Source organism: Prauserella alba, assembly GCF_024171735.1.
GTDB lineage: Bacteria > Actinomycetota > Actinomycetes > Mycobacteriales > Pseudonocardiaceae > Prauserella > Prauserella alba.
In genome coordinates this window covers 1-13,133 of the sequence record NZ_JAMTCH010000007.1, presented here as the reverse complement: position 1 = coordinate 13,133, position 13,133 = coordinate 1, and the positions used below count along the sequence as shown (strand labels likewise).

At 70.5% G+C, this 13,133-nt stretch carries 12 protein-coding genes; 4 read left to right on the top strand and 8 right to left on the bottom strand.

What is annotated here, in order from left to right; all coding sequences use genetic code 11:
* Positions 1–7: 7 nt before the first annotated feature.
* Positions 8–1,636 (bottom strand): phosphoenolpyruvate--protein phosphotransferase, encoded by a 1,629-nt coding sequence (gene ptsP, locus LY12_RS22065; RefSeq protein ID WP_253859371.1) that lies wholly within the window; start codon positions 1,634–1,636, stop codon positions 8–10.
* Positions 1,637–1,667: 31 nt separating this feature from the next.
* Positions 1,668–2,594 carry a ribokinase gene (locus LY12_RS22060; RefSeq protein WP_504967636.1) on the bottom strand — a complete coding sequence of 309 codons (927 nt, stop codon included), beginning with the start codon at positions 2,592–2,594 and terminating at the stop codon, positions 1,668–1,670.
* 355 nt (positions 2,595–2,949) lie between these two features.
* Between LY12_RS22060 and LY12_RS22055 the strand changes: the two genes are divergently transcribed.
* Positions 2,950–3,831, top strand: a complete 882-nt coding sequence (locus tag LY12_RS22055; protein WP_253859365.1) for a TetR/AcrR family transcriptional regulator — start codon at positions 2,950–2,952, stop codon at positions 3,829–3,831.
* Positions 3,832–4,030: 199 nt separating this feature from the next.
* Here the strand turns inward: LY12_RS22055 and LY12_RS22050 are convergent, their stop codons facing one another.
* Positions 4,031–4,999, bottom strand: coding sequence for a hypothetical protein (locus LY12_RS22050; protein ID WP_253859364.1), 969 nt, complete (start codon positions 4,997–4,999; stop codon positions 4,031–4,033).
* A gap of 252 nt (positions 5,000–5,251) precedes the next feature.
* The gene (gene leuS / locus LY12_RS22045) at positions 5,252–8,104 is read right to left on the bottom strand and encodes a leucine--tRNA ligase (protein ID WP_253859363.1); all 2,853 of its coding nucleotides are present in this window, start codon (positions 8,102–8,104) and stop codon (positions 5,252–5,254) included.
* A gap of 376 nt (positions 8,105–8,480) precedes the next feature.
* Here leuS and LY12_RS22040 point away from each other — a divergent pair, with 376 nt between their 5' ends.
* Positions 8,481–8,906, top strand: a complete 426-nt coding sequence (locus LY12_RS22040) for an SdpI family protein (protein WP_253859652.1) — start codon at positions 8,481–8,483, stop codon at positions 8,904–8,906.
* A gap of 84 nt (positions 8,907–8,990) precedes the next feature.
* Here LY12_RS22040 and LY12_RS22035 read toward each other — a convergent pair whose 3' ends face one another.
* The 4 genes from LY12_RS22035 to LY12_RS22020 all read right to left on the bottom strand — a co-directional run bounded on the left by LY12_RS22035 (position 8,991) and on the right by LY12_RS22020 (position 11,811).
* On the bottom strand, positions 8,991–10,214 hold the full coding sequence (locus LY12_RS22035) for an MFS transporter (protein WP_253859362.1): 1,224 nt from the start codon (positions 10,212–10,214) through the stop codon (positions 8,991–8,993).
* 31 nt (positions 10,215–10,245) lie between these two features.
* Positions 10,246–10,740, bottom strand: a complete 495-nt coding sequence (locus LY12_RS22030; protein WP_443678891.1) for a MarR family winged helix-turn-helix transcriptional regulator — start codon at positions 10,738–10,740, stop codon at positions 10,246–10,248.
* A gap of 59 nt (positions 10,741–10,799) precedes the next feature.
* Complete coding sequence (locus tag LY12_RS22025; protein ID WP_253859361.1) at positions 10,800–11,267, bottom strand: PNPOx family protein; 468 nt, start codon at positions 11,265–11,267, stop codon at positions 10,800–10,802.
* An 85-nt stretch (positions 11,268–11,352) separates the two neighbouring features.
* The gene (locus LY12_RS22020) at positions 11,353–11,811 is read right to left on the bottom strand and encodes a DUF6194 family protein (RefSeq protein ID WP_253859360.1); all 459 of its coding nucleotides are present in this window, start codon (positions 11,809–11,811) and stop codon (positions 11,353–11,355) included.
* Positions 11,812–11,837: 26 nt separating this feature from the next.
* On the opposite strand from LY12_RS22020, the gene LY12_RS22015 reads away from it, so the two are divergent.
* Together LY12_RS22015 and LY12_RS26310 are read left to right on the top strand one after the other, a co-directional pair.
* A complete protein-coding gene (locus LY12_RS22015; protein ID WP_253859359.1) occupies positions 11,838–12,632 on the top strand; it encodes a MerR family transcriptional regulator in 795 nt (264 codons plus the stop codon).
* Between the two features lie 244 nt (positions 12,633–12,876).
* The coding region (locus LY12_RS26310) for a helix-turn-helix domain-containing protein (RefSeq protein ID WP_372493611.1) at positions 12,877–13,133 on the top strand (257 nt) is incomplete at its 3' end.

The window sequence follows — 13,133 nt, the reverse complement described above, 5'->3', positions numbered from 1 at the left end:
CGCGTGCCTACTTCGTCGCCGTGCGGGCCGCCTGCGCATTCGGCGCGGCCAGCGCCTGCTCCGCGGCACGTTCGCACTCGGCCAACGTCACGCAGGCGAGCGCGGCGCCGACGGCGCGGACCGACGCGGCGTTCATCGACAGGCTCGTCACGCCGAGGCCTGCCAGCACCCTGGCGAGTCCCGGGTCGGCTGCCGCCTCGCCGCACACGCCCGCTGGTTTGCCCGTCACCCTGGCCGCGTCGCCGACCATGCCGATGAGCCGCAGCAACGCGGGCTGCCACGGGTCGTTGAGCGTGGCGACCGCACCGAGCTGCCGGTCGGCGGCGAACGTGTACTGGGCGAGGTCGTTGGTGCCGACGGACACGAAGTCAACGGCTTCCAGCACCTCGCGGGCGCTCAGCGCGGCAGCGGGCACCTCGATCATCACGCCTGCCCGCGCGATCCCGGCCGCACGCGCTCGCTCGGCGAACCACGCCGCCTCGTCTGCGGTCGCGACCATCGGGGCCATCACCGCGACGTCTGCGCCGGAGTCGGCGGTGGCGCCCGCAATGGCCTCGAGCTGCCGATCGAGCACGCCGGGCCGGTCGAACGCCACGCGCACCCCGCGGACGCCGAGCGCCGGATTCGGCTCCGCCTCCGGCGCGAGGAACGCCAACGGCTTGTCGGCACCCGCGTCGAGGGTGCGCACGATGACGGGCTTGCCGCGGAACGGCTCGAGGACAGCGGCGTAAGCCGAGCGCTGTTCGTCGACGCCGGGTTCGTCGTCGGCGTCGAGGTAGCAGAACTCGGTGCGGAACAGGCCGACACCTTCGGCGCCCGCGTCGGCGGCGGCGCGCGCATCGGTGGGTGCGCCCACGTTGGCCAGCACCTTGACCGGGTGACCGTCGGAGGTCTCGCCCTTGCCGTTCCACTCGGCGGCTCCGCCCGCGGTCGCCGTGACGACCGGTGCCGCCGGGTCGGCCGCCTCGACGGTGCCCGCGTCGCCGTCGACCACGACGGCTTCGGCGCCGAACGTCAACGCGCCCCGCACCGCCACGATCGCCGGGATGCCGATCGACCGCGCGAGGATCGCCGTGTGGCTCGTCGGCCCGCCCTCCTCGGTGACGAGCGCGAGCACCTTCGCCGGGTCGAGCCCGGCCGTGTCCGCGGGGGCCAGGTCGCGGGCGACGAGCACACTCGGCGTGGTCAGCTCCGGAACGCCGGGCGGTGCGATGCCGAGGACCTCGGCGATGATGCGGTCACGCACGTCGTGGACGTCGCGGACCCGTTCGGCCATGTAGCCGCCCGCGTTGGCCAGTGCCTGCGCGAAGTGTCCGGCGGCCTCGTAGACGGCACGGGCCGCGGGGATGCGCTGTGCGGTGACGAGCTGCTCGGCCTGGCTGACGAGCGACGGGTCGGCGGCCATCGCCGCCGTGGTGGTGAGGATCGCGGCGGCGTCGCCGGTCGCGGCGGAAGCCATCGTTTCGAGCCGGGCGGCCACCTTCTCGGCCGCCGGGCCGATCAGCGCGGACTCGGCGTACGGATCGTCCGGTCCCGGCGTGCTCGCCGGCTCCTCGATGGTGTCGGTGACCCGTACGACCGGGCCGCTCGCGCGGCCGGGGCTGACGCCCACGCCGGACAACTTCGCCTCGGCCATGTGCCTGTTCCTCCCAAACCTGATCGGAAACTCAGCTTAATTCGTCGAGCAGCGGATACGAGGGCTGGGCGCCGCGCTTCGTCACCGACACCGCGGCGACGTCGACGGCCCGGCGCGCAGCGTCGGCCACTGTGGCACCCGAGGCCAGCCACGTCACGAGCGCGCCCGTGAAGGCGTCGCCCGCTCCTGTCGTGTCCACGGCCGTGACCTGCGGCGACGGCACCTCCACCTGGTCGATACCCGCCTGCTCGTCGCGGGTGGCGACGAGCGCACCTTCCGGTCCGCGCGTGATCACGACCGCCCGCGGGCCGAGGTCGAGCAGGCGACCGGCGTCGCTGCCGTGGTCGCCGCTGCCGTAGTCGCCGCCGTGGGCTCCGTCGTGGTCGCCGGCTTCGAGCAGCCAGGCGGCCTCGTGTTCGTTCACCACGAGTACGTCGAGGTTCTGCAACGTCTCGCGGGACAGCTTCGCCGTGGGCGAGAGGTTCAGCACCGTGCGGACGCCCGCTCCTGCGGCGCAGGCGATCGCGTGCTCCACGACGTCGAGGGGCACTTCGAGGGAGGCGACCAGGACTCGCGCGCCCGCCGGGTCGGCGGCGTCGGAGGGTGTCAGCGCGTGGTTGGCGCCGGGGGAGACGAGGATCGAGTTCTCGCCGTCTGGGGTCACGGTGATGTAGGCGGCGCCGGTCGGCCGGTCGACCACACGCACGCGGTCGGTGGCGACCCCGGAATCGCGGAGGGAGTCGAGCAGCAGCCTGCCGTGGGCGTCGTCACCGACGGCTCCGATCAGTGCGACGTCGGCGCCGAGGCGGGCCGCGGCCACGGCCGTGTTCGCCCCCTTGCCACCGGGGAGGATCTGCGTGTCACCACCGAGAACGGTCTCTCCACCTGCGGGTCGTCGATCCGTGGCGACGACGAGGTCGGCGTTGGCGGAGCCGACGACGAGAACAGCTGCGGTCACCCCTACACCCTGCCATGCCGCCTGCGGGGGCATTTGCAGATGCAGATATGCGGAACCAGATGTGAAAGTTTTTGTAACTGTGGCGGCGATCAGTGCGACAATCAGGCGAGCCGCCCAGCACAGGCGTTCCTACTTTCGAGTGAGACGGGAACGCCGGCGTCATGGTTCGAGTCCGCAAGGGCTCTCACAGGCATACCGCGCTCGCGCGGTGTGTTGTCCGGCGGGGCCGTCCGGTCCGGTCGGACGTCGGGTCGCCGGCATCGGTCACGTAGCCCCCCGAGTGATCGGTGCCGGCGGCGCCCCGACTTCAGCCGACTGCCGCACGCGGTGAGCGCGGCGCACATAGACTTTGCGGATGGACAGGCCGTCGAGCCCGCTGCCCCCGTCAGGCCCGGTGTCTCCATCGGATCCGCCGAGCGAGCCGGTGCCGCCGGGCCGGGCGACGTCGCCCGGCCCGGAACCACGGTCCGGCTCGACTCCCCACCGCAGCGGACGGGACCAGGCGGGAAGGCGCAGGGCCCGCGAACGCGCCGCCACCGATCGCGACATCCGGCAGACGGCGCGGACGCTGCTCGTCGAGCACGGACCCGAGGCGGTGACACTGCGCGCGATCGCCCGCGAACTCGGCATCACCGCGCCCGCGCTCTACCGGTACTACGGATCGCGCGACGACCTGCTCGAGCACCTCCGCGCCGACGTCGTTTCCGACCTGGGCGAAGCCCTGGCCGGTGAGATCGCCGGGCACGAGGCGGGCGGGCCGCGGCGACTGTTCGCGATCTGCCGCGGGTTCCGGCGCTGGGCATTGGCGCACACCAACGAGTTCACGCTCGTGTTCGCGTCGGGTGCGACCGCGGCGACGAGCAGTACGGCCAAGCTGCAGCAGCTCACCGAACCGTTCGGCAGGCTGTTCCTGCTCGCCGCGGGCGATGTGCTGCTCGCCGACGAGGCGGCGCTGCCCAGTGACGACGTCGTACCCGCCGAACTCCGTGACGACCTGGCCGGCTACCGTGACGCGCTGCTGGCCGTGCTGGCGGAGGCGGGCGTCGACGTGCCCCCGCAGCGGCTCACGGTCGGCACGACGTACCTGATGATGCAGTTCTGGGCGCGGCTGTACGGCCACGTCACCCTCGAGGTGTTCGGCAACTACCCGATCCCGCTGGCGAAGCCCGACACGCTGTTCGATGCCCTGCTGGCAGACCTGGCCAGGGAGATCGGCCTCCCCACAACCGCCACCTGAGCACTCCGTGCCCCCAAGGGCACCTTGGTTGCATTGAACGCGACGAATCTTCCCCTCGCGAAGCCGGGCAAAGCGGGCGGCCACGGGGCGCCATCCCCACGGTGCGCCCGAAACGCTCAGCACTGGGTGGCCCGTCATGTCGAGCCGTCGTCACTGTGCAGCCGGCCACTAAGCGCCGACCGCTGCGCAGCCCGTCATGTCATGCAGCGGGGAACTCCGGCCCACTGGACGTCGACCCCCGCGAACCTGACGCGCTGCCGAGTCCGACGATCCGCACCCGTGGGCGACCGAGTTCGGAAGCGGCACGGTAGGCGGCTTCAAGCTCACTGCGCACGGTGCTCGGGTTGCCTCGCAACTCCGAAGGCAACGTCTGCACGACCGGAACGCTCGCCTGGCCGTACCGGGAGTTACGTTTCACGGTCCGGTCATACGCGTCACGTGAGAAGTGGAACTCGGCCGAGTCGATTTCCCACGCCAGTCCGACGTCGTCCCACCAGGCGTCAGGAGTGGCGATATACCGCCCGTCAGGGGAGAACAGCTTGACGTTCCAGTGGGTCGGCGGACGAGACATCGCGGCGGTGAGCCGCTTCGCATCCAGTTCCGCGACGGATCGGAGATGTGTGATCTCGCCGAGGATCCGCCGGGGAATCGCCGTGCCGCGTTGCCCACCGATGTCGAGCTCCGCCCGAAGGTCGCCGGGCGTGCAATGTCCGCGCTGCATCGCTTCGAACAGCAGATTCGCGACCGGTTCATCGGCCCGAAGCCGGCGTGCGGCGTCCAGCGCCGCCCGCCGGACAGGGGCCACAGGAACACCGTCGATGTACGTACTTCTCGGCATGCGTCGGGTCCGCTCGACCAGTACGAAACCGGAACTTTCGACACGATGCGTATGCGGGATCAGGATGTGGATCTTCTCGGGATCACGTGCGGTTGTGCCGAACTTGTTCAGGCGCAACCCCTGCCGTCGACATGCGTGAACACCCGTGATCAGCGCGCCCGGGCCGCCGTACAGCAGCGCGGCTGTCAACTGTTGATCGAGGGTCGGTGGGGAGTTCTCGAGCAGAATGATGCCGGGCAGGAGACGTTGCCACGGCCCACCGGGAAGGCAGCGGCGATAAACCGTGCTCTTGTCGACCGTCAGTTCCTGCAGCGTTGCCGCGCGCGTCACGCCCAGTCTGCTGTGCAGCCTTAACGTCTCGGGGTTGTCAGCCCATCGCCCTCGTCTCATCCGTCTGATCGTGCGGACCGCCAGGGGACGACGGAACCACTGATCGCCATCCCTGTGGACAACCGAGGGGATGTGGACAACTTGCGTGCGCGGTTCGGCACAACCGATTAACCCGGGGGCCGCCCTGCCCCCAGGGGCACTTTGGTTGCATTGAGTGCAACCAAAGTGCCCTTGGGGGCGTTCAGGACTCGCTCAGACGACGACGTTGACCAGCTTGCCCGGTACGACGATGACCTTCTTCGGCTCGCCGCCGTCCAGGGCCGCCGCGATCTTCTCGTCGGCCAGCGCGGCCGCCTGCACGTCGCCGGAGCCGGCGTCGGAGGCCACCGTGATCCGCGAACGCACCTTGCCGTTGACCTGAATCGGGTACTCGACCGTCTCGTCGACCAGGTACTTCTCGTCGGCCACCGGGAACGGGCCGTGCACCAGCGTGTCCGGGTGGCCCAGCCGGTGCCACAACTCCTCGGCGATGTGGGGGCACAGCGGCGCCAGCATCAGCACCATCGGCTCGGCCAGCGCACGCGGCGTGGCCCCGGCGGAACCGTACGTCTTCGTGACGTGGTTGTTCAGCTCGATCAGCTTCGCGCCCGCCGTGTTGAACCGCAGCTCGTCGTAGTCCTCGCGCACGCTCGCGATGGTCTTGTTGAGCAGCTTCAGATCCGTCGCCGACAACTCGTCGTCGGAAACGCGCAGCTCACCGGTCTGCTCGTCCACGACCAGGCGCCACAGCCGCTGCAGGAAGCGGTGCGCACCGACGACGTCCTTCGTCGCCCACGGCTTCGAATCGGCCAGCGGGCCCATCGACATCTCGTAGAAACGGAACGTGTCCGCCCCGAAGGTGTCGGCCATCTCGTCGGGAGCGACCGAGTTCTTCAGGCTCTTGCCCATCTTCCCGTATTCCTGGGTGACCTCTTCGCCGTTGTAGAAGAACTTCCCTTCGGATTCGGTCACCTCCTCGGCTGGCACGTACACGCCGCGGGAGTCGGTGTAGGCGTAGGCCTGGATGTAACCCTGGTTGAACAGCTTCCGGTACGGCTCTGCCGACGACAGGAAGCCCAGGTCGTGCAACACCTTGTGCCAGAATCGCGAGTACAGCAGGTGCAGCACCGCGTGCTCGACACCGCCGACGTACAGGTCCAGTCCGCCCGGGTCGTTCACGCCGTGTTCGGCGGCGCGCGGGCCCATCCAGTACCGCTCGTTCTCCGGGTCGACGAACTGCTCCTCGTTCGTCGGGTCGATGTAGCGCAACTGGTACCAGCACGAACCGGCCCACTGCGGCATCACGTTGGTGTCGCGGCGGTACGTCTTCGGCCCGTCGCCCAGGTCCAGCGTGACCTCGACCCAGTCGGTGGCCTTCGCCAGCGGCGGCTCGGGCTCGGACTCGGCGTCGTCCGGGTCGAACGTCTTCGGCGAGTACTCGTCGACGTCCGGCAGCACGACGGGCAGCTGATCCTCGGGCAGCGCGATCGGCGTGCCGTCGGAGTCGTAGACGATGGGGAACGGCTCGCCCCAGTACCGCTGCCGCGCGAACAGCCAGTCGCGCAGCTTGTACTGCACGGTGCCCTCGCCGTGGCCCTTCTCCTCGAGCCAGCCGATGATGGCCTTCTTGGCGTCGTCGACGCCGAGGCCGTTCAGGCTGATGTCCTCGTTGGTGGAGTTGATCGCGGTGCCGTCACCGGTGTAGGCCTCGTCGGCCGGATTCCCCTCCGGCGCCTCGACGGTGCGCAGGATCGGCAGCTCGAACGCGGTCGCGAACTCGAAGTCGCGCTCGTCGTGGGCGGGCACCGCCATGACGGCACCGGTGCCGTAGCCCATCAGCACGTAGTCGGCGATGAACACCGGCACGGACTCGCCGTTGGCCGGGTTCGTCGCGTACGAGCCGGTGAAGACGCCGGTCTTGTCCCTGGTCTCCTGGCGGTCCAGGTCGGACTTGCGCGCGGTCTCCTTGCGGTACGCCTCGACGGCCTCGGCCGGTGTCGCGGCGCCGCCGGTCCACGCCGCCTTCGCACCGTCCGGCCACGCGTCGGCGGTCAGCTTGTCGACCAGCGGGTGTTCCGGTGCCAGGACCATGTAGGTCGACCCGAACAGCGTGTCCGGGCGCGTGGTGAACACCTCGATGGTCTCGTCGCCCACTGGGAAGCGGACGTTCGCACCGCGTGAGCGGCCGATCCAGTTGCGCTGCATGGACTTGACCTTCTCGGGCCAGTCCAGCAGATCCAGGTCGTCGACCAGCCGGTCGGCGTACGCGGTGATCCGCATCATCCACTGCCGCAGCGGCTTGCGGAACACGGGGAAGTTGCCGCGCTCGGTCAGTCCCTCGGCGGTGACCTCCTCGTTCGCCACGACGGTGCCCAGGCCGGGCGCCCAGTTGACGGGAGCCTCGGAGATGTACACCAGGCGGTACTCGTCGATGATCTTCCGCTGCTCGGTGGCGGGCAGCTCCGACCAGGCGCGGCCGTCCGGCGTCTCACGCTCACCGGCTGCGAACTGCTTCTCCAGCTCGGCGATGGGCCGCGCCTTGTTCTCACGGTCGTCGTAGTACGAGTTGAAGATCTGCAGGAAGATCCACTGCGTCCACTTGTAGAACTCGATGTCGGTGGTCGCGATGCGGCGGCGCTCGTCGTGGCCGAAGCCCAGGCGGCGGATCTGGTCCAGGTACCGCTCGATGTTGTTCTCGGTGGTGGTGCGCGGGTGCGTGCCGGTCTGCACCGCGTACTGCTCGGCTGGCAGTCCGAACGAGTCGAAGCCCATCGTGTGCAGCACGTTGCGACCGATCATGCGGTTGTACCGCGCGAACACGTCGGTGCTGATGAAACCCAACGGGTGGCCGACGTGCAGTCCCGATCCCGACGGGTACGGGAACATGTCCTGCACGAACAGCTTGTCGGACGGCATCGGCGCGGCCTCGTCGGAGAGCGGGCCCGCCGGGTTGGGCGCGTGGTAGGTGCCGTGGTCGGACCAGTAGTCCTGCCAGCGCCGCTCGATCTGCCCGGCCAGCGCCGCGTTGTACCGCTGCGCCGGGGTCGTGTCGCTGCCGTCTGTCATCTCGCCGGAACCCTTCCGCACTCGTGGCCTGCCACCTGTGACGTCTGGTTTAACGCCCTGAAAAGCAATCGACCCCCCAGCCTGGAGGCATGAGGGGTTCGCCGCGCCGACCGCTGGTCGCGGGTCAGCGCGGCCGGCTAAGGAGCAGGCTCGCCGAATTCACGCTCCCATGGTAACTCCCGATGTCACCCGGTTTACGTAGGCGTACTGGTCCGCGGCCGTACCCCGCGGCCCGATCACACCGGGTGCCGCCCGCGTGACCCGGCGCACCGAACGTCGGCGGAACCGTTCCCGCGCGGCATGACGCTGCGCACAGCGGGTTCGGGTGTCGACATGACGATCCGGTCCGCTGCGTATTCTCGGGGTCGTGATCGTCGTGATCGTCGCCTCGTTGATCCCCGCAGTCCTCGGCCTCCTCGTCGGCTGGGGCGGTGTCCTCGGCCTGCGCGAGAAGCTGCCTCGTGACCGCGGGGCGGGTGTGCGCACGCGGGCGACGCTGCGCAGCGACGAGGCGTTCCGGGTCGCGAACCGGGTCGCCGGGCTGCCGACCGCCGTGGCGGGCGTCGTCGGCGTACTGGCGGGCGTGGCCGGATTCGTGATGCCGACCGTCTGGGGGACGGTGATCGCCGCCGTGATCGGCCTCGTCGGCATGTTCGCACTGGTCGCGGGCGGCGGCGCGCTCGGAAACCGGGCGGCACAGGCGGTGCCCGAACCGGAGCCCGAACCTGCCGGCTGCGGTGGCTGCGCGTGCGGCGGAGGCGGCTGCGGCGCCCTTGCGGCAGCGCAATCCGACGAGACGTAGCAGTCGGGTTGTGGCGCCCCCAAGGGCACTTTGGTCGCACTCAACGCCACCAAGGTGCCCTTGGGGACTTTCACTACTGCAACGTCACGGGCGTTCGAAGGTGCGCAGCGGGCGGTTGACGAGCGTCAGTACGCACAGACCCACCACGCAGAGCAGACCACCCGACACCGCCGCGAACGGCGCCGACGTCAGCCCGGCGACCCCGCCCGCGCGGAAGTTGCCGACGTCCGGCCCCGCCGCGCCGAGGACGAACTCGACACTGCTCACCCGACCGCGGTGCGAATCCGGCGTCGCGAGCTGCGTCGCCGCTCCGCGTGACACCACCGCCACCACGTCGCAGGCGCCGGCGAACGCCAACCAGGCCAGCGCCGCCCACAACGGCTCGGCCAGACCGAACCCCGCCATGGCCACACCCCAGCCCAACGCCCCTGCGAGCTGCACCACCCCGAGCCGCCGCGCCCGCGTGAACACGCCCGACGCCAGGCTCGCGGCCAGCCCGCCCACCGCGATCGCCGACAGGAACCAGCCGATCAGCCGCGGATCGCCGTCGAACCGCTGCGCCGCGATCGCCGGGAACAGCGCCACCGGCATGGCGACGACGGTCGCCAGCACGTCCGTCAGGAACGACCCGCCGAGCACCGGGCTGACCACCACGAACCGCAGTCCCGCGGCGATGGATCGCAACCCCGGACGGTCCCCGCCCTCTGGCCGGATCGCGGGCAGCCCAGCCAGTCCGTAGGCGGCGACCAGCAGAAACGCCGCGTCGAGGGCGTACCCGCCTGTCGGCCCCCACGTCGCCGTGACCACTCCGCCGAGCGCGGGACCCACCAGCAGCGCCACCTGGAAGCTCAGACTCGACAGCGCCAACCCGGCGCTGAGCTGCGCGGGCGGCAGGAGGCTCACCACCAGCGTCCGCCGCGCGGGCGCCCCGAGGCCGGCCAGCGCGCCCTGCATCCCGACCAGTGCCAGGATCAGCGCGAACGACCGCAGCTCCGCAATCGCTTGCACCGCGAGCAGCGTCGCCGCGACCGTCTGGCCGACCGTGGTCCACAACACGAGGCGTCGCCGGTCGACGGCGTCGGCGAGCGCGCCGCCCACCAGGCCGCACATCACCATGCCGATCGCCTGTGCCAGCCCGACGGCGCCGACCGCGAACGAACTGCCCGTCAACGCCCACGCCTGCGCGAGCACCGCCACCACGGCGACCTGCTGCCCGAGGGTCGACGCCGACGTGCTGATCCACAGCCTGCGGAAGTCCGCGCTGGCACGCAGCGGCCGCACGTCGACGAGCGCACCGAGCGGGCTCACGACCCGGCCGTCCGGTGCGGTACGGGAGGGGTCACGGCGCGTCCGGAAGCCGTTCCGCGATGCGATCGCGGAACGGCTTCCGTTCGAGGGCGGCGGCCATGTCCGCGACGACGCGGCTGAAGGCGTACGGCAGTTCGGCGTCGAGCTCGGCGACCGCCGCTTCGGTCGCGCGCCACTCCGCTTCGAGGAACGGCAACAGCTCACGGCCCGCGTCGGTGAGTTCGACGACGCGGGTGCGCGCGTCGTCCCCGGGACGGGTGGCGACCAGACCGTCGCCGCGGAGGGAGGCGACGGTCTGGCTCATCGCCGAATGCGTCACCTCGGTGGTTTCGGCGAGCCTGCGGATCGTCATCGGCCCGAGCCTGCCGAGGCGGATCAGCGGCATCGTGTGTCGAGGCCTGACGTCCACGCCGTGTTCGGCGTACAGGCGCGCGATCTCGGCGTCCATCGCGTCCTGCAACCGTCGCAGCGGCCGCCAGAAGCCGACGTCCGTCGGATCGCCCTGACCAGTGGTTTCTTCAGTCACCCGGTAATCGTAACAGGGCTTATATAAGCACTGTTACGAATTGTCCCGGCGGGAGTCGCCTACCCAGCCGCGCGAACCCGCAGGAACTCGTCCATCGAGAAGACCCTCGCCCCGATCCGGGCGGACCGCGGCAGCAGCTCGGCCACCTCGCGGTAGGACACCACGGCCGGATCGACGACCCGGTGGCTCGTCCCGTCGTGAACGATCGTGGCCTCGCCGGCGGCGAGAATGTTGCGAGCCCAGTCGACGCGCGAGGTGTAGGGCAGTGCGATCAGGAAGCCACCGGTGATCGGCACCGGCGTCACCGGCGTCGCGTACTCGCGACCGCTCGTGCGTCCCCGGTGGTGCACCACGCCGTTACCCTGTCCGGCGGTACCTGCCGTCGGAAGGACGGCGGGCGTCATGACGCGCTTGCTGAACTGCCGGAGGCGGTCCTGCAGGATCGGCGATTTGCGGCGCATCCCGACGACGAACGCGCCGAACGCGGCGACCAGGGCGGCGAGCACGAGCAGCAACAGGCGGCGCATCCCCCGACCGTAGGATGTTTTCACTCGCCATGCAGCGCATCGAGCACCGCTCCCGGCCGGGGACGAGCACCGCCGAGCGTCGGGGTCAGGCCCGGTTCGCACGCGCCATGGCGCGGTCGTGGGCTTCACGCAGCAGGTCCACGACGAGCTCACCCGTGCGCTCACCCGGGTTCACGACGGCGACCAGCCCGGTGCGCGCATACACCGGATGCGGCAGCACCGTGTCGGTCGCCGCGAGGTCGACACCTGCGAAGTCCACAGCGGCGGCCTGCTGCCCGACCAGCAGCGCGAACCGCTCACGCGTGACGTGGACGTTGATCCGCCACCTGTCGTCGGCATCGAGCCGGGACTCGTCGTCGGCGGGATAGTTCTTCGTGACGATCGTGGCGTAGGGCTGGATGCGCAGCGGAACCCGCCGGTCCGGCGCGTAGTAGATGAAGTGATCGCCCCATGCGATCTCCGGGTGGTCGCCGCCGGGCTCCGGTGAGAGCACCAGCGAGCCGGGAAAGGTGCGGACGTGGCCGAGAATGTCGTCGATGCTCATGGCTCAAGTCTGTTATTGAAGTGCTTGTGGAGGGTTCGACGACGGGCGGGCGCCCGCTGACCACGGCGGCACTCGCCTCGGCGACGGGGTACAGCCCACAGCAGGTCCGCGACCTCGAGCGGCTCGGCGTGATCCCGCCCGCGACGCGCGCCCCGAACAACTACCGGCGGTTCGCCGACCGGCACGTCGTGGCGCTGCGTGCCTACCGCGGATTGGCCGACGCGATCGGCCCCGTGGCCGCGCGCCGCACCCTGCGCGAGGTCCGCACCCTGCCGCTCGACCGGGCGGCCGCCGTCGTCGGCGCGCTCCACGTCGACCTCACCCGGCTGCGCAACCAGGCACTCGACGCGATCGCCGCGCTTCGGGCGATCCGCACCGAGACCGATCCGCAGGAGGACGAGACGTCCCCCGACACCGAGTCCGTTGACGCCGAGTCCACCGACACCAGATCCCCCGACGCCAGATCCCCCGACGCCATGTCCATCGGTGTGCTTGCGGAGGCGCTCGGCGTGCGCACCTCGACATTGCGGTTCTGGGAGCGCGAAGGACTGCTGCTGCCGGAGCGGGTCACGTCGTACGGGGCGCGGCGGTACCCCCAACAGGTCATTCGCGAAGCACGCATCGCGGCCGCGTTGCGTACCGCGGGCTACGGAATCCCCGCCGTACGCGACACCCTCGACGCCGTCCGCGAACTCGGCGACGTCGACGCCCCCATCGAAGCCCTGCAGGAGCGGTTGACCGACATCGCCCGTCGCACGATCGCCCTGGTCGCAGCAGGCGCCGACGTCGCCGCACTGCTCGGGGACACGGAGCGGGGATGAGCTACCCACGAGACGGTCGGGATCCGCCGCCGGCGCAGGACACGCGCGCGAAGGTGCAGCCGCGCGTCAGCGCGACGTTGGGGGTGGCGGGCGGGTGCATGAGCTACGGGCGCAACACGGTCCCCGGAAAACGCAACACGGCCTCCGGGAGGCGCAAGGCGGGTTCTAGTGGTGGTTGCAACGCTCCTGGTTTTGAGGAGTGGTTGTGGGGTTGTCGGTGGTGTGGGATGTGTTTTGTCGGGTGTTGGATGGGGAGGGTGGGAATGTCGCGGCGGCGTCGCGGGCGGTGGGGGTGCATCGTTCGACGGGGTTGAGGTGGGTGCGGGCGGCCCGGGCTGGTGGATATAACCCGGTGGTGTCTGGTGATGGGTCGTTGGCGGCGGTTCAGGCGGAGTTGCATCCCCGGTTTTTGACGTTGCCCGAGCGGGAACGGATCGCGGATCTGCGGCGGGAGGGAATGTCGCTGCGGGGTATTGCGCGGGTGCTGGGCCGGTCGGCCTC

Coding starts and splice junctions, on each gene's coding strand:
- LY12_RS22020 (WP_253859360.1), bottom strand. CDS start 11,811: ATGAGCATCGACGACATTCTCGGCCACGTCCGCACCTTTCCCGGCTCG.
- LY12_RS22025 (WP_253859361.1), bottom strand. CDS start 11,267: ATGCGCCGCCTGTTGCTGCTCGTGCTCGCCGCCCTGGTCGCCGCGTTC.
- leuS (WP_253859363.1), bottom strand. CDS start 8,104: ATGACAGACGGCAGCGACACGACCCCGGCGCAGCGGTACAACGCGGCG.
- ptsP (WP_253859371.1), bottom strand. CDS start 1,636: ATGGCCGAGGCGAAGTTGTCCGGCGTGGGCGTCAGCCCCGGCCGCGCG.
- LY12_RS22055 (WP_253859365.1), top strand. CDS start 2,950: ATGGACAGGCCGTCGAGCCCGCTGCCCCCGTCAGGCCCGGTGTCTCCA.